This is a genomic window from Bradyrhizobium arachidis (assembly GCF_015291705.1).
In the GTDB taxonomy this organism is placed as follows: Bacteria; Pseudomonadota; Alphaproteobacteria; order Rhizobiales; family Xanthobacteraceae; genus Bradyrhizobium; species Bradyrhizobium arachidis.
Map to the genome: position 1 here is coordinate 6,556,859 of NZ_CP030050.1, position 23,140 is coordinate 6,579,998.

The 23,140-nt window shown below is 61.5% G+C and carries 23 protein-coding genes; 11 read left to right on the top strand and 12 right to left on the bottom strand.

All coding sequences use genetic code 11. The features are described 5' to 3' along the window. Positions 1-117: 117 nt before the first annotated feature. The gene (locus WN72_RS30820) at positions 118-1,443 is read right to left on the bottom strand and encodes a glycosyltransferase (RefSeq protein ID WP_027560149.1); all 1,326 of its coding nucleotides are present in this window, start codon (positions 1,441-1,443) and stop codon (positions 118-120) included. Positions 1,444-1,673: 230 nt separating this feature from the next. On the opposite strand from WN72_RS30820, the gene WN72_RS30825 reads away from it, so the two are divergent. The 7 genes from WN72_RS30825 (at position 1,674) to WN72_RS30855 (ending at position 7,605) form a co-directional block, all read left to right on the top strand. Further along, a complete protein-coding gene (locus tag WN72_RS30825) occupies positions 1,674-2,417 on the top strand; it encodes a class I SAM-dependent methyltransferase (protein ID WP_051377719.1) in 744 nt (247 codons plus the stop codon). After that, positions 2,414-3,256 (top strand): NAD-dependent epimerase/dehydratase family protein, encoded by an 843-nt coding sequence (locus tag WN72_RS30830; protein WP_027560151.1) that lies wholly within the window; start codon positions 2,414-2,416, stop codon positions 3,254-3,256. The genes WN72_RS30825 and WN72_RS30830 overlap by 4 nt, the downstream gene beginning before the upstream one ends. A 77-nt stretch (positions 3,257-3,333) precedes the next feature. Then, the gene (locus WN72_RS30835) at positions 3,334-4,230 is read left to right on the top strand and encodes an ATP-grasp domain-containing protein (protein WP_199820239.1); all 897 of its coding nucleotides are present in this window, start codon (positions 3,334-3,336) and stop codon (positions 4,228-4,230) included. Further along, positions 4,208-4,888 carry a metallophosphoesterase family protein gene (locus tag WN72_RS30840; RefSeq protein ID WP_027560153.1) on the top strand — a complete coding sequence of 227 codons (681 nt, stop codon included), beginning with the start codon at positions 4,208-4,210 and terminating at the stop codon, positions 4,886-4,888. Before WN72_RS30835 ends, WN72_RS30840 begins: the two co-directional genes overlap by 23 nt. 9 nt (positions 4,889-4,897) lie before the next feature. Beyond that, a complete protein-coding gene (locus tag WN72_RS30845; RefSeq protein ID WP_092213569.1) occupies positions 4,898-5,872 on the top strand; it encodes a glycoside hydrolase family protein in 975 nt (324 codons plus the stop codon). Continuing rightward, a complete protein-coding gene (locus WN72_RS30850; protein ID WP_092213567.1) occupies positions 5,869-6,819 on the top strand; it encodes a glycoside hydrolase family protein in 951 nt (316 codons plus the stop codon). The genes WN72_RS30845 and WN72_RS30850 overlap by 4 nt, the downstream gene beginning before the upstream one ends. A gap of 24 nt (positions 6,820-6,843) precedes the next feature. Continuing rightward, the gene (locus WN72_RS30855; protein WP_027560156.1) at positions 6,844-7,605 is read left to right on the top strand and encodes a class I SAM-dependent methyltransferase; all 762 of its coding nucleotides are present in this window, start codon (positions 6,844-6,846) and stop codon (positions 7,603-7,605) included. A 203-nt stretch (positions 7,606-7,808) separates the two neighbouring features. Here the strand turns inward: WN72_RS30855 and WN72_RS30860 are convergent, their stop codons facing one another. Continuing rightward, positions 7,809-8,549, bottom strand: coding sequence for a WbqC family protein (locus tag WN72_RS30860; RefSeq protein ID WP_092213565.1), 741 nt, complete (start codon positions 8,547-8,549; stop codon positions 7,809-7,811). 199 nt (positions 8,550-8,748) lie between these two features. Further along, complete coding sequence (locus tag WN72_RS30865; protein WP_027560158.1) at positions 8,749-9,504, bottom strand: glycosyltransferase family 25 protein; 756 nt, start codon at positions 9,502-9,504, stop codon at positions 8,749-8,751. A gap of 282 nt (positions 9,505-9,786) precedes the next feature. On the opposite strand from WN72_RS30865, the gene WN72_RS30870 reads away from it, so the two are divergent. After that, complete coding sequence (locus WN72_RS30870; RefSeq protein ID WP_027560159.1) at positions 9,787-10,821, top strand: dTDP-glucose 4,6-dehydratase; 1,035 nt, start codon at positions 9,787-9,789, stop codon at positions 10,819-10,821. Positions 10,822-10,979: 158 nt separating this feature from the next. Continuing rightward, positions 10,980-12,188 (top strand): DegT/DnrJ/EryC1/StrS family aminotransferase, encoded by a 1,209-nt coding sequence (locus WN72_RS30875; RefSeq protein ID WP_159073933.1) that lies wholly within the window; start codon positions 10,980-10,982, stop codon positions 12,186-12,188. 38 nt (positions 12,189-12,226) lie between these two features. Here the strand turns inward: WN72_RS30875 and WN72_RS30880 are convergent, their stop codons facing one another. The 4 genes from WN72_RS30880 to WN72_RS30895 form a co-directional block, all read right to left on the bottom strand. Beyond that, positions 12,227-13,732: a glycosyltransferase family 39 protein gene (locus WN72_RS30880; RefSeq protein WP_092213563.1), complete on the bottom strand. Its 1,506-nt coding sequence runs from the start codon at positions 13,730-13,732 to the stop codon at positions 12,227-12,229. 6 nt (positions 13,733-13,738) lie between these two features. After that, a complete protein-coding gene (locus WN72_RS30885) occupies positions 13,739-14,872 on the bottom strand; it encodes a glycosyltransferase family 2 protein (protein ID WP_092213561.1) in 1,134 nt (377 codons plus the stop codon). A 240-nt stretch (positions 14,873-15,112) separates the two neighbouring features. Next, positions 15,113-15,313, bottom strand: a complete 201-nt coding sequence (locus WN72_RS30890; RefSeq protein ID WP_027560163.1) for a hypothetical protein — start codon at positions 15,311-15,313, stop codon at positions 15,113-15,115. Positions 15,314-15,453: 140 nt separating this feature from the next. Beyond that, on the bottom strand, positions 15,454-15,834 hold the full coding sequence (locus tag WN72_RS30895; RefSeq protein ID WP_092213559.1) for a hypothetical protein: 381 nt from the start codon (positions 15,832-15,834) through the stop codon (positions 15,454-15,456). Positions 15,835-15,949: 115 nt separating this feature from the next. Here WN72_RS30895 and WN72_RS30900 point away from each other — a divergent pair, with 115 nt between their 5' ends. Together WN72_RS30900 and WN72_RS30905 are read left to right on the top strand one after the other, a co-directional pair. Beyond that, positions 15,950-16,771 (top strand): DUF72 domain-containing protein, encoded by an 822-nt coding sequence (locus WN72_RS30900; protein WP_092213557.1) that lies wholly within the window; start codon positions 15,950-15,952, stop codon positions 16,769-16,771. Positions 16,772-16,779: 8 nt separating this feature from the next. After that, positions 16,780-17,241: a DUF488 domain-containing protein gene (locus WN72_RS30905; RefSeq protein ID WP_092213555.1), complete on the top strand. Its 462-nt coding sequence runs from the start codon at positions 16,780-16,782 to the stop codon at positions 17,239-17,241. Positions 17,242-17,368: 127 nt separating this feature from the next. Here the strand turns inward: WN72_RS30905 and WN72_RS30910 are convergent, their stop codons facing one another. The 5 genes from WN72_RS30910 to WN72_RS30930 all read right to left on the bottom strand — a co-directional run bounded on the left by WN72_RS30910 (position 17,369) and on the right by WN72_RS30930 (position 23,077). Then, entirely contained in the window at positions 17,369-18,283 is a 915-nt protein-coding gene (locus WN72_RS30910; RefSeq protein WP_092213819.1) for a PhzF family phenazine biosynthesis protein, read from the bottom strand. 122 nt (positions 18,284-18,405) lie between these two features. Next, a complete protein-coding gene (locus tag WN72_RS30915; RefSeq protein WP_092213553.1) occupies positions 18,406-19,299 on the bottom strand; it encodes an amidohydrolase family protein in 894 nt (297 codons plus the stop codon). 22 nt (positions 19,300-19,321) lie between these two features. Beyond that, on the bottom strand, positions 19,322-20,563 hold the full coding sequence (locus WN72_RS30920; RefSeq protein ID WP_092213551.1) for an MFS transporter: 1,242 nt from the start codon (positions 20,561-20,563) through the stop codon (positions 19,322-19,324). A 48-nt stretch (positions 20,564-20,611) separates the two neighbouring features. Further along, entirely contained in the window at positions 20,612-21,343 is a 732-nt protein-coding gene (locus tag WN72_RS30925) for a GntR family transcriptional regulator (protein ID WP_027560170.1), read from the bottom strand. A gap of 426 nt (positions 21,344-21,769) precedes the next feature. After that, a complete protein-coding gene (locus tag WN72_RS30930) occupies positions 21,770-23,077 on the bottom strand; it encodes an adenylate/guanylate cyclase domain-containing protein (protein WP_092213549.1) in 1,308 nt (435 codons plus the stop codon). Between the last annotated feature and the right edge of the window lie 63 nt (positions 23,078-23,140).

Below are 23,140 nucleotides of genomic sequence, written 5' to 3' on the forward strand. Positions count from 1 at the left end.
GGATCTTTTCGGAAAACCGCTGCGCATTTTGCGCTAACGCGGCCCTCCGGGTCCGGATCATGCTTTAGCGCCGCTGCGCCTTGCGCCTCAGCACCCAAGCGCCGCGAGCTCTACCGACTAATTCGGCTCGAGAACGAGCCTCTTGAGATGGGCCGCCACGCTCTGGTCGGGAACAGCATCGAGGCGCAGCCCCTGCTCGGCCCACATTTTTCCCCAGAGATGGACGCCCGTAACACGGGGGTCGCTCAAGATCTCGAAGCCGTCCCGGCCTTCGGAGACCAGCAAGTCGACTTCGCAGTCGTCGATCGCATTGAAGGCCGTCGGCGGCAGGATCGACGACCGGAGCTTCTCGTCGTCTGACAGAAGCAGATATTCGCTGAGCAGCAACGGCCCCACCGCGCCGTATTCGACGCGCCGCTCGTTGAAAAGCCGCTGGAGCGACAGCGCATACAGATTGGCCATATGCAGCGAGCCCTTGGGCGCGCGCATCACGCCGCCGACGCAGACATGGCCGTTCTCGACTCCCGACCATTGCGTGGAAAACACGTGCTCCGATGCGAAATCCAACGGCTTGACGAGGACGATGTCCGCGTCGAGCCACCACCCGCCGAACTCTTGAAGGACAGCATAGCGGAAGATGTCGCTGAAGTAGCGGACCTCGCTATGAACGAGGGCATGATGGTAGGTCGACTTCGGCACGACGCTTTCGGCGTCGGCCACCATGACTCCAGGCGGCACGAGCGCCTGCATGGTAGCTACGTCGTCGTAAGTGTACAGCTTGACCGGATGGCCCTGGCGGATCATCGACTGAAGCGAGAGATACGACATGTCGTTCAGCAGCGTGTCCGACCAGAAGCAATGGATGGGATCGCGGGCCGCATCCGACCGCGCGAGGTTGCGAAGGTGAGGATTGAATTGCTCCGTCAGGGCATTCCAGCCGCTGCGAGGAGCAGAATCGCATTCCGCCAGGAACGGCATTCTTTGATAGGCCCGTGCGATCACGAAGCAAAGGTTCGCCTGGTTGCCGTGCCCCGTTCTGCTCAAGGCGTGGCCATAGTTCTCCCAGATTGACGGATCGACGGGATCGAGCTCCACCGCGCGCTGAAACGCCTCCAGCGCCTGCTCCTGCATCCCCTTGCCCTGCAAGGCGGTCCCGAACGTTGCGAGATAGGTCGCCTTCATCTCGTTGGTGAGAGCACGGCCGGCCCACTGGATCGCGGCATCGTAGTCGCCGTTGAGCAGCGACACACCGGCCATCAGATGCAGCAAGCCGGCATGATTTGCGTCTGCGGCCAGCCCTTCCCGGCAACGCGCTTCGGCCTGTGCAAGCTCGCCTGTCTTCAGGTGCCGCAGGCAGATCTGATAATATTCATCCCGCGTCAGCGACGGCGGCTCTGCCGAGATCTGGGTTGCGCTTGCGAGAGTGCCGTCGTGATAATTCATCGGAGACCTTCCAGATCATGGGACAGCAGACAGCAACCCACCTCCCGATTCTTCGGGAAGCTCGCCGCCATTCAACTATCCCGCCTGTAGCTTGCACGAAGCTTGACACCGCTTTCGCCTCACCGCTCCGCCGCGTGGCGAATCAAAGGGGGCGCTGATATGGCAGCAAATAGCGACCGGCGCACCTTGTCCGGTCTTTCGATCTGCTCTTCGGTGGAGAGGACGGTCATTTGGCCACGAGCAATCAACTGGACGTCCATGTCGCGGCCTATCAAGGCAAGAACATCTACGATTTCGACAACGAAATTGTGCTGACCTGGTATCCGAAACGGATTGCTCACGTCGTCAAGGATCCGCGCTCCGTTCTGGATCTGGGACTGGGGCATGGTTTTGCCACCGAGATTTTTTCGGACCGATGCGCGCGCCATGTCGTTCTTGAAGGCTCTCCCGCCGTCATCCAGAACTTCAAGCTGAAATTTCCGGACAACAGAAGCGAAGTCATCGAAACCTACTTCGAGGAGTTCGATACCAAGGAACGATTCGACCTCATTGTCATGGGGTTCATCCTCGAGCATGTCGACGACCCCCTTGTGATCTTGAAGCGTTTCAGAAAGTTCCTGACACCTACAGGTAAGCTCTTTGTCGCGGTCCCGAACGCCGAGGTCATGAACCGGAGGCTGGGACATCTGGCGGGGATGCTGCCCGACATGGAGGCTCTCTCGGAGAACGATCTCCTCCTCGGGCATCAGCGCTACTTTACGGTCAGCTCACTCACCAAGCTGGTGAGCGATGCCGGTTACAAGATCGAAAAACTGGAAGGTATCTATCTAAAACCCCTCGCGACCAGTCAGATCCTGGCGCTGAATCTCGCGGACAACATCATTCAGGCCCTGTGCGAGATCGGAATTGACTACCCGGAACTGTCCTGCGGGATGCTGGCCCAGCTCACTCCAGTCGATCCGGCGCGATCATGAGAGTCCTGCTCGTTGGGGGGACCTCTTCGCTGGCTCAGACGCTCATCCCGCTTCTTCGTGAACGGTGCGAGCTGTTGACGGCTGGGCGCAAGGGCTGCGATGTCGAATTGGACTTGTGTTCGCGCGACATTCAAATTCCTGACGGAATCGACTGCGTCGTGAATCTGGCCGCGGCTTTCGGCGGCAAGGAACCGACCGACATCCTGCAAACGATGGATGTCAACGTGCTTGGTGTGATGAAGCTCTGCCATGCCAGCTCGAAGGCGGGCGCAAAGCACCTTGTGCACATCTCCAGCATTTTTTCGGATCTCGGGAGCGCGTCTCCCTTCTTCGGCGCTTACTCACTCTCAAAGAGGCATTCGGAAGACGTCGCGCAGTTTTGCGGCCGGGAATTCCACCTGCCGGTCGCGGTCCTGAAGCCGTCCCAGATTTATGGTGTGGGACCAGGGTTTCGAAGGCATCAGCCATTCCTGTACACCATCATGGACAAGGCCCAGGGCCATGAAGACATCAATCTGTTTGGCTCGATTGACCCTTTGCGGAACTTCATTCACGCGCAGGACGTAGCCAAAATCATCTCGGCCGTCATTGCGAAGAAGATTGAAGGCACCTACCCTTGCGTGCACCCCGACAATGTCACCTACTCGCAAATTGCGGCGGCGGCCATTTCCGCTTTCGAGAGCAAAAGCAAGGTCGCCTTCCTGAAAGACAAGCCTGACATCCCGAGCAATGGCTTTGCTTGTGACGAGACGCTGTTCCGACTGCTCGACTATTTTCCCCGCATCTCCACGGCGCAGGGAATGCAGATGGAAGCGGCTCATCGAAGGCAGGCGTCATGAGAACGATATTGGTTTCCGGCGCCGCGGGAATCGTCGGCTACGGAATCTTGCGCTCCCTGAAAAGATCGAACAGCCCGATGAAGCTGATCGGCACCTCGATCTATACCGACTCGGTGGCATCAGGGTTCTGCGACGTCTTTGAACGGGTGCCCAGGACGGATGCGCCGGACTACCTCGATTGCCTTCTCGCGCTGCTGCGCAAGCATCGCGTCGACGTGGCGATCCCCGGCATCGATGCAGACATGTACAAATGGGCGGACCGACTGGCCGAGATTGAATCGACCGGGACCAGGGTCGTCCTGAATTCACCCGATCTAATCTCCAGATGCTCCGACAAATGGGCATTTTACCAGCGCCAGCTCGAACTGAAGCTGCCCTATGCGATCCCGAGCCATCTGGAAATGGACTTCGATTTTCTCAAGGAGAAATGCGGCCTGCCGTTTCTGCTGAAACCTCGCCGGGGTTTTGGCTCCAAGGGAATCGTGGTGGTCGCAACTGCGGAGCAATTTGCCGGGATCGATCCCGCGACAAAGCCGACCTTGATGGCCCAGCCCATCGTCGGACGCGACGACGAGGAATTCACGGTGTCCGCGTTTTGCGATGGCCGTGGACGCTATTCGGCGATCATGGCGCTTCGACGGAAGCTCTCCAAGGACGGGTTCACGGAAAAGGCCGAGGTTGTCGACGAGGCGGAGTTTTCCGAAGCGGTTCGGGATCTATGTCAGGCGTTCTCTCCGGTCGGACCGACCAATTTTCAATTTCGCAGGACCAACCACGGCCTGAAGCTGCTCGAGATCAATCCGAGGATATCTTCGTCCACGTCGATACGCGCCGCCTTTGGATACAACGAAGCACTGATGGCGGTCGACATGGCCATCGACAACCAGATGCCGGTCCAGCCGGACATCAGGCGCGGTCGAGCCGTCCGCTATACGGAGGATCATATCTTCTATGAAAATAGCGTTCATCTCTGACATCCATGGGAATTTCGAGGCGCTGACGGCGGTTCTCGCCGAGCTCGACCGCATGCGCGTCACCGAGATCTTCTGCGTCGGCGACGTGGTCGGATACTATTCCCAGGTGAACGAATGCTGCGACGAGCTGAAAAGGCGCGACATCAAAAGCCTTCTTGGCAACCATGACTGGTACCTGGGCTTTGGGGGCTTTTGCATTCGATCCAAGAGCGTCAACGAATGTCTGGTCTATCAGCGGAAGGTGATCACGCCCGAGAATCTGAACTGGCTAAGGACGTTTCGGGTGCACATGCAGGTGGGGGACGCTCAAGCCGTACATGGCGGATGGTCGGACCCGATCGATGAATACCTAAGGGAGCCCGACGAAGCCTATTTTGCGCGCCTGTCCGGCAGCATCTTTGTCAGCGGCCATACCCACGTGCAAAGTGTGCATCACTTCGGCGGCAAGAGCTATTGCAACCCCGGATCGGTCGGACAACCGCGCGACGGTGATCCACGGGCGGCGTTCGCGACTTTCGACGGCAAGAGCTTCGAACTGCATCGGGTCGAGTACAACATGCCAAAGGTATTCGAGCTGATGGAAGCTGCAGGCTTCAATGACTACTACTACGGCGGACTGAAGACCGGCGCGAACCGGCTTCGACGGCTCGAGGATTGAGATCAGACCATGCTGCAATGGGAAAAGCTTGGAAAGCTCTTTGACCCCCGCGACCACAAGGATCATCCTTGGATGCGCGAATTCGCGCAATCTCCGAGCGTCCTGATTCTCGACGATGTCATCAGAGTCTATTTTTGCTCGAGGCCTGCGCCGGACGAGCTCGGCCAATACAAGAGCTACATTGCGTTCATCGAGTTGGACCGAAGAACGCCGACGCGGGTGGTTCGGATTTGCAACGAACCGGTGATGAGGCTCGGCGGGTGCGGAACCTTCGACGAATTCGGAACGAATCCGGTCTCGGTGATCCGGCACGACAACCAGATCCGTGCGTATTATGCGGGGTGGACGCGATGCGAGTCGGTCCCCTTTAACGCCGCGATCGGCATCGCCATCAGCAACGACAATGGCGAATCCTTTGAGAGGGTTGGCCAAGGACCGGTCCTTTCATACACCCCGGATGAACCGTTTCTCCTGGGAAGCCCGCGGATTCGAAGATTCAACGGCCAATGGTACCTCTGGTACGTCGCGGGCAAGCGGTGGCTGAAGACTTCGGGCAGGCCCGAGCCGGTCTACAAAATTCGCATGGCCACCTCCTCCGACGGATTGAGCTGGCGAAAGGCGGGCGTCGACCTGATCGAAGACAGGCTGGGTGAAAACGAATGCCAGGCGGGCGCCGACGTCATCGAACGGGCCGGCCGTTTTCACATGTTCTATTCCTATCGGCAAAGCCAGAACTACAAGGGCCGGGAAGGCGGATATCGCATTGGCTACGCTGTTTCCGAGGATCTCGTGAACTGGAAGAGAAATGACGCGGTCGCGGGAATGGAAGTTTCCGCCGAGGGCTGGGATTCTGAAATGGTGAACTATGGCCACGTGTTCGGTTTGGACGGCGAGACGTACATGATCTATCAGGGAAATGAGATGGGCCGCGCAGGCATCGGTTTGGCTCGCCTGCAAAACTCCCCGGATTGGTTCAAGCCATGAAGTGGAGGAAGCTCGGGAAGATCTTCGACCCCACCGAACATAAGCTGCCAAACGATTGTTTGGAGTTTGCCCAGTCGCCGCAAGCGCTGGTTCTGAAGGATCGTGTGCGGGTTTATTTCTCAACTCGCAGACGAGACGAGGTCGGGAAATATCTAAGCCACGTCGCCTACGTGGATTTCACCAGGAACATGGGCGAGATCCTCGATGTCTGCGAGCACACGGTCATAGAGCTGGGAGAGCTCGGGGCCTTCGACGAGCATGGCATTTTCCCCATGCATGTTTTTGATGACGGCGACAGAGTTCTTGGATTCACCACGGGATGGAATCGAAAGGCCTCGGTCAGCGCGGATTCATCGATTGGCCTTGCCGTAAGCACGGACGGCGGACGGACGTTTCAGAAGCACGGAACGGGTCCGGTCATGACCGCCTCTCTGCACGAACCCTTTTTGATCGCCGATTCATTCGTGATGTCGATCGGTGGCATTTACTACATGTGGTACATTTTCGGAACGAGATGGAAATCGTTCTCCGAAACCGACCCACCCGACAGAGTCTACAAGATCGCCTGCGCCACATCCACGGATGCGATCAACTGGCAAAGGAATGCCACGCAAATCATCGCTGATTGCATCGGCGACGATGAATGCCAGGCTTTGCCGACGGTATTCAGCCGGGATGACGTCTATCACATGTACTTCTGCTTCCGTCCCTGCCACGGCTTCCGGGAAAAAGGCAGAAATAGCTATCGTCTCGGATACGCCTATTCGCAGGACCTGATCAGCTGGACGCGAGACGACTCGAAGGGCGGCATCGACCTTTCGCAGGATGGCTGGGATTCGCAGATGCAATGCTATCCGCATGTTTTCGCCTGCGATGACAGAATCTACATGCTCTACAATGGGAACGAGTTTGGCAAATTCGGCTTTGGATTGGCCGAATTGGTATAACCGCAGAATCTTTGAGAGACCCTTATGTCGCAAATGAGAGACTACAATCGCGAGCTGAACGACACTGGTAACGTGGACAATCAGAAATACGCGTACCAGTTCGATTTCGATGTGATGCAGCCATTCATGATCCGGTCCTTTGCGCCCTTCTTCAGAGGCGAAAGTCTTCTCGAGCTGGGAAGCTACACCGGCGAATTCACCAAGAGGTTTCTGCCTTTCTTCAAGGATATAACCTGCGTCGAAGCATCGGATGTCGCGATTGCGGAAGCCAAGAGCCGTTTCGGCTCCAGGATCGAGTTCATCAACTCGACATTCGAAACCGTGCAATTGCCGAGGCGATACGACAATATCGTGATGACCCACGTTCTCGAGCATCTTGACGATCCCCAACTCGTCTTGCGCTTGATCAACGAAAAGTGGCTTTCAGAAAATGGGAGATTGTTCTTGGCATGCCCGAATGCGCATGCCCCATCGAGACAGATTGCGGTCAAGATGGGACTGATCTCGCACAACTCCGCCATTACTCCTGCGGAAGCTGAGCACGGGCACCGCATCACCTATTCGTTGGATACGTTGGAGCGTGATGCGGTTGCGGCGGGGCTCAATGTGATCCATCGCTCCGGGGTGTTTTTCAAGGCCCTGGCCAACTTCCAGTGGGATCGCTTGCTGCAGACGGACATCATTTCCGAAGCCTATCTCGAGGGCGCCTACAAATTGGGCCAGCAGTATCCGGATCTATGCTCGAGCATTTTCTTGGTTTGCGAACCTGGACGATCAAAAGCCTGACCCGGCGATTTTCTTTCGGAGCTTTGGCGGGTTTGGGCTAATCCGCCTATGTTTCCGGTGCGAGGATCTCTGCGCCGCGCACTGTTTTCGTGCGAGGACCAGCTCCCGCCATTTAGCCAATGGCGGGCTCTTTCATGCGAGAGCGATCTCCGCGCGACGACCGCCGATCTGTGCTGCACGCACGGGCTCAGCCAACCGACCTTCTACACCTGGGGGAGCAAATCCGGCGGTTCGGAGCAAGCGCCTCCAACCAGGTCATAGTTGCCGGCTATGACTTCCCTGAGCTTGGCCACCGAATTGAACATCAGCAGATCGACAATCGAAAGATACGGCACCTGAGCCTGGCCGAATTGTTCGTAGGGAAACGGCCTTGTTCGGAGAGCTCTAAATTCGACTCCACGGGCTCCAAAAGCGTTGGGATCATAGAGCTCCAGGCCGCCAATCGCGTTGATATACTTTCGCGCCCCCATCGCTTCGCACAATGCAAGGACCTTGTCCTGAAACTTGAGCGAATGGTCGATGGGAATCTCGGACGAGATCTTGAGGGCGGTCTTTAAGCCCAGATGCTCGCAGGTCATGCGCAGCGAATTGAAGATATAGCGAAATAGATTGGGGTCCTGAAAACCGACAATCTCTTCCAGGAGCGGAAAGGTCTCCTTGAAGAAAGGCGCGGTGCGATAGGCTCCCCGCCACTGATTGAGCAGCTTTGCACGATCGAAATCGGCCGCCAATTCCCTGTGACGAATATCCAGGGCATCGGAATCCTTCTTCAACGAAAGTGAAAACAGGACATCCTTTCCGTTGACCAGCATCCGGTTGCGGTTGATCCATCCCTTCTTGGTATATTTGATGTTGTCGTAGACGACAAAAACATCGACCGCAGCAATGAGCTGATAGTAGCCGATGTAGGGAAGAAAATACGGCTGCATGATCGCGAGTTTCATTTCGTGCAACGCCCTGCTACCGTGAAGAAGCTCATTCGCAAACTTCGCCCGCCCCCGCCGAATCCATATTGGGGTAAACCGGCAGACAAGCCGCCCGTCCAACCCGCGGAAAACGCACTCAGGCGATGACGACCGACTCTCGACCTGCGTTCATCAGCTCCGCACCTCCGTAAAGCTGATGTGCATCCGGCCCCAGATCCTAACCCCAAACCCGCGCCGCACTCGGGATATGACTTTGAGTCGTTGAGGTCGCATTATCGTTGCGGGGCACCACAAGCGGTGCGAGACAAGTATACGCCTTGACGAAGCGATAGATGCTGTTCCCCATCATATCGGCCCCGTACGTCGTCATTGCGCGGTTGCCAAGCGCCTCGATGGTCACCAGCCGGTTGTCCATCGGGAGCCAATACGGATACATTCTCCGCGCTCCTGCAGGGGATAGTACGTACCCGCCCGGGCCAAAACAGCAGTTCAGCCTGAAGGCCGCAACCTGGGACGTCGCTCGCTGGAAAGCGGCGTCGCTCACGTCATCCGGGCGCTGAGGCCGAAAGACCATCATCGACTTCATGCCTGGCGCCAGCTCAATATCGAGTACCGAATCTATATTGCAGCCGAGTACCAGGATATCCCAGTCGCCAAGCGACGGCAGAAGCGTCTTCAGGCGCGCGAGAATGTCGTGACGGATCGTGCAATCGTCCTCAAACACGAGGGCCGGCTGATCCTGCTCGGCAACCATCTTCCATATCCGCGACATCGAGGCGGTACCGCCGACCGCGCCCGGGGCGAACCGCGAACCGGGAGCGACAATCCCCATCGCCATGACTTCCTCATCGGTCAATTTCAATCCGTCAACAGCTGGGAAACGTTCGAAGGCGATTCCGCAGCCTTCATTCCGCTTCAGGAATCTTTCGAATTTCTCCGGCTGGCGATCGAGATTAACGACGAAGTTCTTCATGTTTTTCCAACAATGGCGTTAAGGCGACGGATGCCGATGCGATCCATTAGCCAGCAATCGATCCTGATTCGCCATACCCGCACCATTCCAAATGTGCGTGATTTCGGAAAATCCCCGCGACGCGGCATGCTTCGCGCAAGCTAGGGACGATATCGATAACCAATAGACATCGTGGACTCGAGATGACTGACGCGGCCGCCACGCATGAAATTCGGCGACGCGGAGTTCAGCCTAGAACTCGGGCCTCCATGGCCTTGCAACGCGTTGCGAACAGGATTTCGAATGCGCACTATTCTGGTTACCGGGGGTGCAGGGTTTATCGGTGCAAACCTGGTTCACTACCTCATGGAGAAGTATCCTCTCGATAGGGTCGTGGTCCTCGACGCGCTGACCTATGCGGGCGCCGTCGAAAATCTTCCGCACGATATGGTTCGCTTGCACGATTCTCGCGGGTCACTCTGGTACGGCGATGTTTGCAACGCCGCACTGGTCGACACGCTTGTGGCAGAAGCCGACGTGGTGATCCATCTGGCGGCAGAGACCCACGTCACGCGCTCGATTCACGATAGCCTCCAGTTCTTCCAAACTGACGTGCTGGGGACTCAGACGCTGGCGAATGCTGTTGCCAGGTTCGGGCGCAACATCAAACGCTTTATCCACGTCTCGACATCCGAGGTGTATGGAAATGCGGTTTCGGACATGATGGATGAAAACCATCCGCTGAATCCGATGAGCCCTTACGCAAGCGCCAAATGCGGTGCCGACCGGCTGATCTATTCTTATTGGGCGACCTACAATATTCCCGTCGTGATCGTTCGGCCTTTCAACAATTTCGGCCCGATGCAGCATCTCGAAAAGCTCGTCCCGCGCTTCATAACCAGCGCGATGCTCGACGAGCCGCTGACGGTTCACGGCGGTGGCGTGGCCGCCCGCGATTTCGTCTACGTTGAGGATACCTGCCGCGCGATCGATCTTGTCCTTCAGGCCCCCGGCGAGCTCGTCCATGGCGAAGTCTTCAATGTCGCGACCGGCCAACACCGCACGATCAACGAGATCGCCCACGACATCATATCCAAGATGAATTATTCGCCCGCCAAGATCGAATTTGTCGGCGACCGGCCCGGACAGGTCGTGAGACATACCGGTGATTGGTCGAAGATCAATCGCGTGCTCGGCTGGAAACCAAGCTTCTCCTGGCAGGATGGCCTCAGCCGGACGATCGATTGGTATCGCGAAAATACCGAGCGCTGGTCGCGACAGCTTTGGCTGCGGAGAATCCCGATCACGTCGGCGTCCGGAAAGAAAGAGTATCACTAGTCGACCTGCTTCCCTATTCGACGTCGTTTGTCAGGTGACGCGCGCAAGCTGCTTGTGCATCAAGTCCGCAGCAGCTCAAGATGTGCATGGTTGCCGCGAGCTGATGTCAGTCGCGAGTACCCGTGGCGTGGGCATGCCACATCACCATGGAGCCAAAGTTGCAGGACTATATCGGTATTCGTCGTAGACTCGAGAGGACTGACGCGGTGGCGCCTGAACTTCCGATGCCGCGGGCACAAAATCCTCTCAATATCGTGCGTCCAAGCTTTCCAAAAACAGAGCAGTTCCTGGCCGCCTTTGAGACGGCACTGGAAACCGGCCAGGTCGCGAACAATTCCCGTTGGGTTGTCGAATTTGAGCGACGTTTGAGCGAATATCTCGGTGTCCCGTCCCTCGTCTTCTGCAATGGCCAGATCGGGTTGATGGCCATGCTACGGGCCGCTGGAGTCACCTCTGGCGAAGTGATCGTGCCGTCGTTCACGTTCTGCGCCACACCTCATGCTGTGGAATGGGTGGGCGCCGAACCGGTCTTCGCGGATATCCTTGACGACCTGACCATGCGCCTCGATCCGGAGGACGTGGAGCGCAGGATCACGGATCGCACCATCGCCATCCTTGCCGTCGACGCTTACGGAGTAGCCAGCGACTACGCCTCGCTCGCCGACATCGCCAGGCGCCACAGGCTCAAATTTCTCGTCGATAGCGCGCCCTCGTTCGGTACCCGCGTTAATGGCCAGCCGGTCGGGAGCTTCGCGGACGCGCAGATGTTCAGCTTCCACGCCACCAAGACCTTCTCGACGATGGAGGGCGGATGCGTCTGCAGCCACGATCCGGAATTGCTCGCCCGCGTCAAAGCGATACGCAACTTCGGGCAAGTCGACAGTTCCGATTGTGGTGAGCCGGGCCTGAACGGCAAGATGCTGGAAATATCGGCCCTCATCGGCATCGAGCAGCTCAAGACGTTCGAGCTCGCCGTTGCGACGCGCCGTCGGGCCGTCGAGCGCATGCGCAGCGGGCTTTCCGAAATTCCCGGTCTGCAGGTGGGGCGAGAACCCGCAGGTGTCGAGGCGAACTGGCTATTCCTGCCGGTCGTTGTCGACGCCGAGCAGTTTGGACTCGACCGTGAAGCGCTGGCATCAGCGCTCGAGAAATGTAACGTCTTTGTCCGGAAGTATTACAGCCCGCCATGCCACCACATGACGGCTTACAAGACTCAGAACGACGTGAAATTGGACGTGACGGAGCGAACTGCCTACAACGTGATTGCACTACCCGTTTATAACGACATGACCGATGACGAGTGCGATCTCATCGTCGCCGCCCTGCAGTACGTGCACCAATCGTCGCGTGGCGCGAGCAAGCCTTAAGCACGAAGAGAAATCGACACCACCCCGGACATGACCGCTCAAGGCACGAGTTCAGGCGGCGGCGAGCGGTCCAGCACATCGCCCCTCGCGCCTTCGAGCAGATCGATGCCGTAGGTTTCGACGACGAGCGGCCCGCGCTTGCGCTGCAACTGCGCGACCTGCGTCACCTGCGTGAAGAAGTCCTCGAGGACGGGATGGCCGCCCTCGCGCAGCTCGTCGACATAGATCAGCTTGCCCGCCAGCAATTTGGGATCCGGCTCAGGCATGTTGACCCAGCGGATGCGCTGGTTCTGCTGCGCTACGCAGGTGCCGCGGGGCAGGTAGAAGGCGAGCCAGCCGGTCGTGCCGTAGTCGGGCGCAAGCACGCAGCTCGCGCCGGTGCGGATGCGCACCGCCTCGATCTCGGCCGCAAGCTCGCGCCAGCCGACGCCGACGCTGCGCACGGTCGCATCGCGGCGATACCCCGACAGCCAGCCGGTGTTGGCCTGCACGATCAGCGCGGCGAACATCACGGTGCCGACCGGCGCGGCCCAGCGCAGGCAGAAATCGGCGAGGCGCCGCTGGCGCGGCTGCCACGGCACGAGATTGGCAGCGGCCGCCGCAGCGACGACGAAGGGCGGATAGACCGGCGCGAACCAGTTGGCCTCGACGCGGGCGTGCAGCGAGTGCCAGACGAAATAGACGACGATGGTCCAGAACATCGTCTCGATCAGCACGCGTGAGGCCAGCGCGCCGGCTCGGTGCCAGGTCAGCGCGTGCAGCCCCATCGCGCCGAGGAGGAAGACCAGCGGGGTAGCGAATGCGATCTGGGTCGGGATCAGCTCGGCGATGAAGACCGGGCGGAAGTCCTCGATTTTGGCGCGGCCGAGCTGCTTTGCGAACGAGACCCATTGATGGTCGGCGTTCCACAGGATCACCGGCGAGAACAGCGCCAGCGCAACGAGCCCGCCGAGATAGGGCCAGGGCGAGAGAAACCAGCGTCGCAGTTTCGGCACCGCGGCGAGCCAGATCAGGATCGCCGCACCAAAGAACATCGCAGTGTACTTCGACAGCAGCGCCGCGCCGACCGCGGCGCCGACGGCTAACCACCAGACGCCGCGCCCGGTCTCCAGCACTTTTGCGAGGAAGAACAGCACGAAGCTGGAGGCCACCAGCAACGGCGCATCCGGCGTCACGATCAGCGTGCCCACGGAGGCCATCATGGTCACGTTGAGCAGGATGGCGCTGGTCGCCGCCACCCGCGCCCCGCCGAACAGGATCGCGGCGGAACGATAGATCGCGTAGCTCATCGGCAGCGCGAGCAGGATCGACACCAAGCGGACGCCGAGCTCGGTGTCGCCGGCGATCATGGTACCGGCACGGATGACAAAGGCGACCATCGGCGGGTGGTCGTAATAGCCGCCTGCCAGGCTCTTCGACCACATCCAGTAATAGGCTTCGTCGAAGGTGATCGGCGTGAACGCGGCCGCGACGAGGCGCAAGGCCACCAGCGCGACGATCACCAGCGCGGTGTTGCGGACGATCCGCGCGTCAGCCCCGCCCATCCTCAGCTATTTCTTGCGCCAGACGAACAGCCCGGACATCGCGTAATTCCACACCACGCCCATCAGCGCACCGGCCATGCCGGCCAGCCACCAGATCGGCTCCTGGTCGTAGACCGAGAAGGCGACGCCGACATTGGCGAGCAGCCCGACGCTGCACACGATGTAGAACGCGATCAGGCCGCGCAGCAGCGCAAAGCCCTTCAGCCGCTGGTCGCGATAAGTGAGGAAGTTGTTGAGGACGAAGTTGCTGGTCATGGCGACGATGGCGCCCGCGGCCTGCGCCTCCGCAAACGGCACCTTGACCAGTTCAAGGGCGATGAACAGCGTGGTGAGATGCACCACGAGGCCTATGCCGCCGACCATCGCGAACAGGATAAAGCGCAGCGAGACGATGTCGTTGGTGAGCTTGGCCAGCAGCAGGCCGAGGAAGTCGAGTGCGACCATGGAGTCCAGCTTGCTCTCGCCATGCTGGCGGGCGCCAAAGGTGTAGGGAACCTCGACCGTGCGCAAGCCGCCATGCGCGCTCGCGACGACGTCGAGCAGGATCTTGAAGCCGTGCACCGACAGTTTCGGCGCGAGCTGCTCGAAACGGTCGCGGCGCATCATGAAGAAGCCGCTCATGGGATCGGCGATCTCGACCCGCAGCATCTTCCTGGCGAGCTCGGTCGCCAACGCGCTGGCGCCGGCGCGCTGCTTGTTGAAACCTTCGCTCTTGTAGCCCTCGATGTAGCGGCTGCCGACGACGAGCTCGGCCTGCTCGCTTGCGAGCAGCAGCAGCATCTTGGGCAGCTGCGTCTCGTCGTGCTGGAGGTCGGCGTCGATCACGGCCACATAGGGCGCGCTGGAGGCCAGGATGCCCTCGATGCAGGCGCCGGACAGGCCGCGGCGGCCGATGCGCCGGACGCAGCGCACGCGGCTGTCGCGCTGGGCCAGCGCGCGCACGACGTCCCAGGTGCCGTCGGGCGAATTGTCGTCGACGAACACGACCTCCCAGACGACGTTGGCGAGGGTCGCCTCCAGCCGTCGGTACAGCACCGTGACGTTGTCGCGCTCGTTGAAGGTCGGGACGATGACCGACAGTTCCGGGCCTTCGTGGGCCTGCGGCGGGCTGTCGGCGCCCGGTCTGATCGCTTCATTCATGACGGCAGCGTATATCCGCCACGTCCTGCGCTGCCAAGCCGGGGTTTTTTCTGGGGAATGGACCAAAGGGGCCCTAAAATGCCAACGACCCCGGAACGGCGGACCGCGCGTACATCCGGCGCAGGCCCAAGCTATTCCAAGGTCGTCCCAGCGCCGGAGTTTTCGCTCAACGTCGCCGTTAAAAGCTAGATAGGAACGACAAACCCGCTTCGCAAGGGGCGAAAGGGTCGATTTTCGGCCCTATTGGTTGGGGACTTCCTTGATCACCGGGCCACGCGGCGCGGGCGCGGCGGGGGCTGCGGGTGCCGCAGCCGGGGCAGGCTCGACCTTCGGCTTGGGCGGCTTGCCGTACTGGCCGATCGGCCCGAGGACCACGGCGACCGCAAGCACGATCGCCGCGACGATCGCGCCCAGAATGCCCCCCACCGACTCAGACGACATGGAAACCCTTCCGTGTTCCAGATGCGGCGAGTGATACCACGGATGCGCGCTGCACCGGAAGGCCCCGGGCAAATGGCGCGGAGCGAATGAGGAAGGCCTGCCCTTTTTGCCCTATTCGCCATGGGCCATTCGCCACTCGCCTACTTCGCCGGCGCGCGGCGCTTGACGAAGGCCGTGACGATGTCCTTCTGCGCCGACTCGACCGCCCTGTTCGCGGTGGCGAGATGCGCGCCGGAATCGATGTTCGGGTATTGCGTGGTGAGATAGTCAAGCAGCGCCACCCGGTAATACTGCCGTTCCGACGGACAGGCGCCGGCGACCGAGCGGCCGAAATCCTGTTCCGACAGACCCTGATTGCTGTCGCGCGAATATTCCCGCGCCAGGCAATGCCAGTAATCGTCGCGGCCCTGCTGGGCGAGCTTCTGTGCGCTCTTTGCGTCATCGTCATCCGCCATGGCCGAAGATATCATGGCAGCAGATGTCATCATGACGAGCGCCGCTCCCACCACCAGCATCCGCATCTTGTTCTCCTTTTTCGCGGGTCACCTCGCAAGCTTAGACCGGGGGCGGCAACTGGCCAATCACATCTGGTTTGATTAGGATGAGGTCCCTCCCCGTCGATGCGAGATTCCTCCCGTGGCCAAAGCAAAAACCGCGTCCAAAAAATCCGGCAACATCTTCATCGGCATCGGCGGCTGGACCTTCGAGCCCTGGCGCGGCGTGTTCTATCCGGAGAAGCTGACGCAAGCGAAGGAGCTGTCCTATGCCGCTTCGAAGCTGACCTCGATCGAGATCAACGGTACTTATTACGGCTCGCAGAAGCCGGAGAGCTTTCGCAAATGGGCGAGCGAAGTCCCTGACGGATTCGTATTCTCCGTGAAGGGGCCGCGCTTCGCCACCAATCGCCGCGTGCTCGCCGAGGCCGGCGATTCCATCAAGCGGTTCTACGATTCCGGTGTGCTGGAGCTCGGCGACCGGCTCGGGCCAGTGCTCTGGCAGTTCGCGCCGACCAAGAAGTTCGACGGCGCCGATTTCGGCAAGTTCCTGGAGCTGCTGCCGCGCAAGCTCGACGGTCGCGCGCTGCGCCACGTCGTCGAGGTCCGCCACGACAGCTTCTGCACGCCGGATTTCATCGCGCTGATCCGCGAGTTCGAGACGCCGGTGGTGTTCGCCGAGCACGGCAAATATCCGGCGATCGCCGATGTCGCCAGCGATTTTGTTTACGCGCGATTGCAGAAGGGTAACGACGAGCTGAAGACCTGCTATCCGCCGAAGCAGCTCGATGCCTGGGCCGAGCGCTTTCAGGCCTGGGCCTCCGGCAGTGAACCGGATGACCTGCCAAAGGTTGACAAGGCCAAGCCGAAGAAGGAGCCACGCGACGTGTTCGCTTATGTCATCCACGAGGGCAAGGTGCGCGCGCCGCACGGCGCCATGGAACTGATCGCGCGGGTGAGCTGAGGTGATCGATGGCAAAGGCGAAGAAGCTCTTCACCATCGGCTATGAGCAGACGCCGCCCAAGGCCGTGCTGGACGAGCTGGAACACGCCGGCGTCAAGCTCGTGGTCGACGTGCGCGCGGTGACGTCGTCGCGCCGGCCGGGCTTTTCCAAGAAGCAGCTCGCCGCGGGCTTGGACGAGCGCGGCATCGCCTATGTCCATCTCGCAGCCCTCGGTACGCCGAAGGAAGGCCGGCTTGCCGCGCGTAGCGGGCAATACGACGTGCTGGAGAAGATCTTCTCGAAGCACCTGAAGGCGCCCGAGGCCAAAGAGGCGATGGACGAGCTCTCGGCGCTGGTGAAAAAGGCGGGGCCCGTGTGCCTGCTCTGCTACGAGCGCGATCACACCCACTGCCACCGCCAGATGATCGCGGAGATCATCGAGGAGCGCGATGGGGTGGCGGTGAAGAATCTGGCGGGGCGGCAGGTGTAGCCACCTCCGCCGTCATTCCGGGGCGCGCGCAGCGCGAGCCCGGAATCCATTCATCCACCAACTCTGCCGCCCGATGGATTCCGGGCTCAGCGCTTCGCGCTGCCCCGGAATGACGAGCGGAAAGAGCTCACCCCTCCCCCGCCAGCTTGAACGTCCCTTCCATCATCTGCACGCAGCTGCCGCCGACATGCGCGGACACGATCTTGCCGCCCTGCTTGCGCACGCGCGTCTGGAGGATGCTGGGCCGGCCCATGTCGAAGCCCTGGCCGATGGTGAGCTTCAATTCACCGTCACGCGTGGGATCGAGATCGGCAAACAGCGCCGCGGCGGCGACCGTGGCGCTGCCGGTGGCGGGGTCCTCGACGAGACCGCTGGCGCCGCGCATGAACATCCGCGCCTGCCGCTCGCAAGGCGCCTCCGCCGGCGGCACGTCGCGCGTATAGAACCACACCGAGCGGGCACCGTCGCGCGGCAAGACCTTGCCGTAGGCTAGAGCGTCGGGCCGCGCCCGCTTCAGCGCCTCGCGCGAATGCAGCTCCATCACCACGAACGCGTTTCCGACGGTAACGACATGTGGTGCGTGGTTGTCGGTCTTGACGTCATCCGCACTCAGCGAGATGCAGCTTGCGGCTTCAGCAGGCGACAGCGGCACATGCCGCACCAACGGCTGCGGTGCGGTGAGCTCGGTCCTGATCACCCGGCCCTGCTCTCGCACGATCTCGACCGGCACGAGGCCAGCCTTCTCCTCGAACAGCAGGCGCGGTTTCGGCTCTTTCGCCATCGAGGCCAGCACGAAGGCAGTGCCGACATTGGGATGGCCGGCAAAGGCGATCTCCAGCACCGGCGTGAAGATGCGAACCTCGGCGTCATTGGCCTTGTCGCGCGGCGGCAGTACGAAGGTCGTCTCGGAATAGTTGAACTCGGTCGCGATCGCCTGCATCTGCGTGGTCGACAAGCCGCCGGCATCGAGCACCACGGCGAGCTGATTGCCGCCGAAGGCGCGGTCGGTGAACACGTCGACGGTGATGTAGCGGCGCTGCATCGTCACTTCCCCATGCAAGTCGCGGCCACGACCGGCCGCATCGCGCGGCAGTCTACAGGCCGGCGACATCGTCCGTCATGCCCCAAAATTGAGTGCAATCGGAGCAATGGCGCAAGGGGGAGTCAGAAGCGGAAGAGCGACCGTGGTGACGCCAACACTTGCGCCCGCTCGCTCGCTTCAGAAATCAGCGTGTCGAGAAATTGCCGGTTCTTCTGGTAGCTCTGCGAAGCCTCGAACTGCGTGTGCGGCCAATCGCTGCCCCACAACAGGCGATCCACGCCGTAGGCGTCGCGCAGCAGCGGATAGGCCGCCTTCGCAAAATCTTCGCCGATCGCGCCGTTGCGATACGGCGCGGAGATCTTGACCCAGACGTTCTTCGTCGCGCCGAGTTTCAGCACAGACCGGAAGCCGGGATCGGCGATACCGAGCTTCGGATCCGGCAGCGCGTAGTGATCGAGCACGACGGTAACACCGTGATCGAGCAGCTGCGGCGCGAGCACCGCGAGATCGGACGCATTGCGCTGGACCTCGACCTGCCAGCCCATGGCTTTCACGTTTGCGAGCAGCGCCGTCCATTCGCGGGCGGCGAGATCAGGCAAGGGCTGGCCGACGAGATTGAGACGAATGCCGACCGCGCCGGCGCGGTCGAGCGCGCGCAGCTCGTCCGCGGTGATGGTGGGATCGACCACGGCAATGCCGCGCAGGCGCCCAGCCGCCTGCTTCAGGCATTCGACCAGATAGGAATTGTCGGTGCCGAGAAAGCTCGGCTGCACCAGCACGCCATTCGTCATGCCGTTGCGATCGAGCTGCTCCAGATACAGCGGCAGCGGCGCGTCGTAGTCCGGCGCATAGCGCCGGCCCGGAGCGAGCTTGAGGCCGCGGTGGAAGACATGGGCGTGGGTGTCGATATCGGGCAAGGCCGCCTCACTCCTGGCTGTGGTCGCAACCACCGTGGCGAGCGACGCAAGGCCCGCGCCGAACTGGCGACGCGTGAGGCCGCGCTGGGCGAATGTCATGGTGGCTACTCCCCATCTGTCGTCAGGCGCGCGTCGCGGCGGTCTGCTCAAAAACCTTGCCGCGGGTCTCGGGGAGCATCAGCACCGCGATCAGCACCAGCGAATAAGCAAACGCCGCATCGATGCCGATCGCCGGTCCAAGCCCGATGTGATCGCTGAGGAAGCCGACCAGGAAGGGGAATGCCGCAGAGACGACGCGGCCGAAATTGTAGCAGAAGCCGACGCCGGTGCCGCGCACGCCGGCGGGATAGAGCTCGCTGAACAGCGCCGCCATGCTGGCCGGGATGCCGGCCGAGAAGAAGCCGAGCGGAAAGCCGAGCACCAGCATCTCGCCATTGGTCAGCGGCGCGAAGATGTAGATCAGCACCGTGATGATGCAGGCGCTGGCGAACAAGGCGACATTGGCCCGGCGGCCGATGCGGTCGCTGATGATGCCGCTCGCGACGCAGCCGCAGAAGAAGGCGACGATGATGACGGCGAGATAGCCGCTGGAACCCAGCACCGACAGGTGCCGCACCTCGCGCAAGTATGTCGGCAGGAAGGTGGTGAGCGCGGCATACCCGCCATGGGCGCCGATGCCGAACAGGCCGCCGATCAGCGTCGAGCGCAGCACGTCGCGATGGAAGATGCCGGAGAGCGTGGCGAAGAACGGCGTCTTATCGGCGGCCACAGATCGCGGTGGCTCCTTCAGGCCGCGCCGGATGAAGATGATGAGGAGCGCCGGCAACAGCCCGAGCGCGAACAGGAGTCGCCAGGCGATGTCTGCCGGCGCATAGGTGAACACGAGCGCCGAGAGCAGCACGGCGGCGCCCCAGCCCACCGCCCAGGCGCTCTGCACAGAGCCGAGTGCCTTGCCGCGATGCTCGGGCCGGATGATCTCGGCCATCAGCACCGCGCCGCAGGCCCATTCGGCGCCGAAGCCGAGGCCCTGGATCGCCTTGAGGATCAGGAGCTGGGTGTAGGTCATCGCGAAGGCGCAGGCGAAGGTCGCGAGCGCGAAGGTCGCGACCGTGATCTGAAGCGCCTTGACGCGGCCGAAGCGGTCGCCGAGCGCGCCGCCGATCCAGCCGCCGAACGCGCCGAAGAACAGCGTGATCGAACCGAGCAGGCCGGCATCGGCCTTGCTGATGCCGAAGGCCGCGATCAGCGCGGGGATGGCGAGGCCGAACATCTGCACGTCGAGCGCATCCAGCGCCCAGCCGACAAAGCTTGCCCAGAACGTGCGCCGCTCCAGCGGCGAGCTTTCACTGTACCAGTTCGACATGTTTCCACCCCTGTACTCGTTGTTGCTTGATGTCGTTGAAAGGCCGCGTCAGCGGATCTCCGCGTGGTAGCGGAAGCGATCCGCCGGGCCACGCGAGCGGCGCCATTCGATCGGCCGCCGCTCGAGGTCGAGCGCAAGGCGTTCGATCACGATCAGCGGCGCGCCGGTCTCGAGCCTGAGCAGGCGCGCCTGCATCTCATTGGCGGTCTCGACCGTCAGGATTTCCTCGGCGGAGACCACCACCTCGCCGCAGCGCTCCTCGTAGAGCGGGTACAGCAAGTCGCCGAACTCGGCGGTGTCGATGTCGAGGATCTTTGCGAAGCGCGACTGCTGGAGCCAGATCTCTTCGGCGAGCAGCGGCACGTCGTCGATCAGACGCAGGCGCGACAGGCTGATCACGGGCTCGCCGACGGGAATGCGCAGCGCGGAGGCGACGGCCGAATTCGCCGGCACGCTTTTGCGGCGGATGATGCGGCTTTTAGGCACGCGCCGCTCGCCGCTCTCGGACTGGAAACGGAAGAAGCGGAACAGCGAGGAGTTGAAGCGCGCGCGGCGCACGAAGGTGCCGCGGCCCTGCTGGCGCTCCAGCACGGCATCGCTGACGAGCTGGTCGATCGCCTTGCGCACGGTGCCGATGGCGACGCCGTAATGCGCACCGAGCTCGGCCTCCGACGGGATCGGCTCGCCCGGCCGCCACTCATTGCGGTTGATCCGCGCGGCGAGGTCGTCGCGCAGGCGCTGGTAGCGCGGCAGGCGGTCGTCGTGCGGGGCTGCATTCATCTAGTCATATAGATGACTAGATGAGATGGGAGTCAAGCACTACGAAAATACCGCGCACGGGGAGAAGGTGGAAAGCGATGTCGGGCCGGCAGACCTGCCGGCCCGACGCCGCTCGCGTCAGTTTGTTGCCTTGGGCATGCAGGGCGGCTGCTTGTAAGGCGCCGAGGCAAACGCCCCTGCCGCTGGCGCTCTCACGCAATCCGCAGTTGCCGAAGGCTGGGCGTGGCGCGGGATCACGTCGCGGGCGGCAGCGGCCTGCATCTGGCAGACGGCCGCAGCGATGAGGATGGCTGAGACAAGGGTCAATCGGGACATGGATCTTCTCCGCATGGCAAACGGAAGCCGAGAGCTTTCGACTTCCTGAGTGCGAGAGCGGAAAACGAGGCGGGATATTTCATCACGCGAATTCAACGAAATGCGAGCAGTCTATCCCAGTTGAAACACCGGCACCGGCCGCTCGTAGCCGCGCACCTCGACTTCGCCGAGCGCGACGGCATCCTTGCCGTCATCGCCGAGGGCCTCGCGCACCGACGCGGAGATCAACAGCTGCGAGCCGAACTCCTTGTTCAAAGCTTCCAGCCGCGAGGCGAAGTTCACGGTGTCGCCGATGACAGTGTATTCCTTGCGCCGGGGCGAGCCGATATTGCCGGCGACGACCTCGCCAAAATGGATGCCGATGCCGATCCGCAGCGGCCAGCTCGTCTCTGCATTGATGCGGTCCATCGCGGTCAGCATCTCGCGGCCGGCCGCGACCGCGCGATGCGCGGCATCCGAGGCCTCCAGCGGCGCGCCGAACAGGGCGAGAAAGCCGTCACCGAGAAACTTGTTCACGATGCCGCCCTCGCGATCGAGGATGTCGACCAGCACAGCGAAGGCGCCGTCGAGCCGGTCGACCACCTCCTGCGGCGTGCGCGACTGCGCCCCGGCGGTGAAGCCGCGGAAATCGACGAACATCACGGCGACGCGTCGGATATCGCCGCTGGCGCTGGTGCCCTCCGCCATCAGCCGTTCGACGACCTGCGGCGAGACGTGCTGGCCGAACAGGTTGGTGACGCGGTCGCGCGCGGTGGCCGCCGCGATGCTCGCGGCAAATTGCCGCCGCAACCGCGCGCCGACGGCTCCCGCCAGCACGCCGCAGATCAGGAGGATGACGCTGCGCACCGCGTGGAAATAGGTCTGTGGCTCGCCGACGCCGCTGTCAGGATCATAAATCAGCGCGACGGCGAACAGCTGCGACGCCGCGACAAAGCCAGTGAAGGTGGACAGCCAGAAATCGAGCCGCAGGGTCGAGAGGATGACGAAGATGAAGTAGACCAGCGGCACCGCGAAGCCGAGCGCCTGGCTCGCGCCCATGGTCCGGATTTGCAGAAGGAGGATGAGCGTGGGCAGCGACGTCTCGATGAGCGCACCGATGTAGCGCCGGGCCACCGGCAGATCGCGATTGAGCCTGAGGTTCCGCCTGATCTGGGCGTAAATCCACACCTCGAGCAGGATGAAGCCGATCAGAAGGCCGTATTCCTTGACGAGCCCGCCCGTACCACGCCAGACCCGGTTCACGACGGCAGGGTCGATCAAATACATCGTGGTGAGGAGGATGATGATGACGCATCCGGTCATGATCAGCGCCCGCACCCGCAACAGCTCGGTGCGCAGCACCTCCCGCGTCAGCTCGCGCTCGTAATCCTCCGAGAGCACGGCATGCTGCCGCGCCTTCCTGCTCGCAAACCTGGCCATTCCACCCCCTACTCATTCCGGGGCACGCGCAAGCGTGAACCCGGAATCTCGAGATTCCGGGTT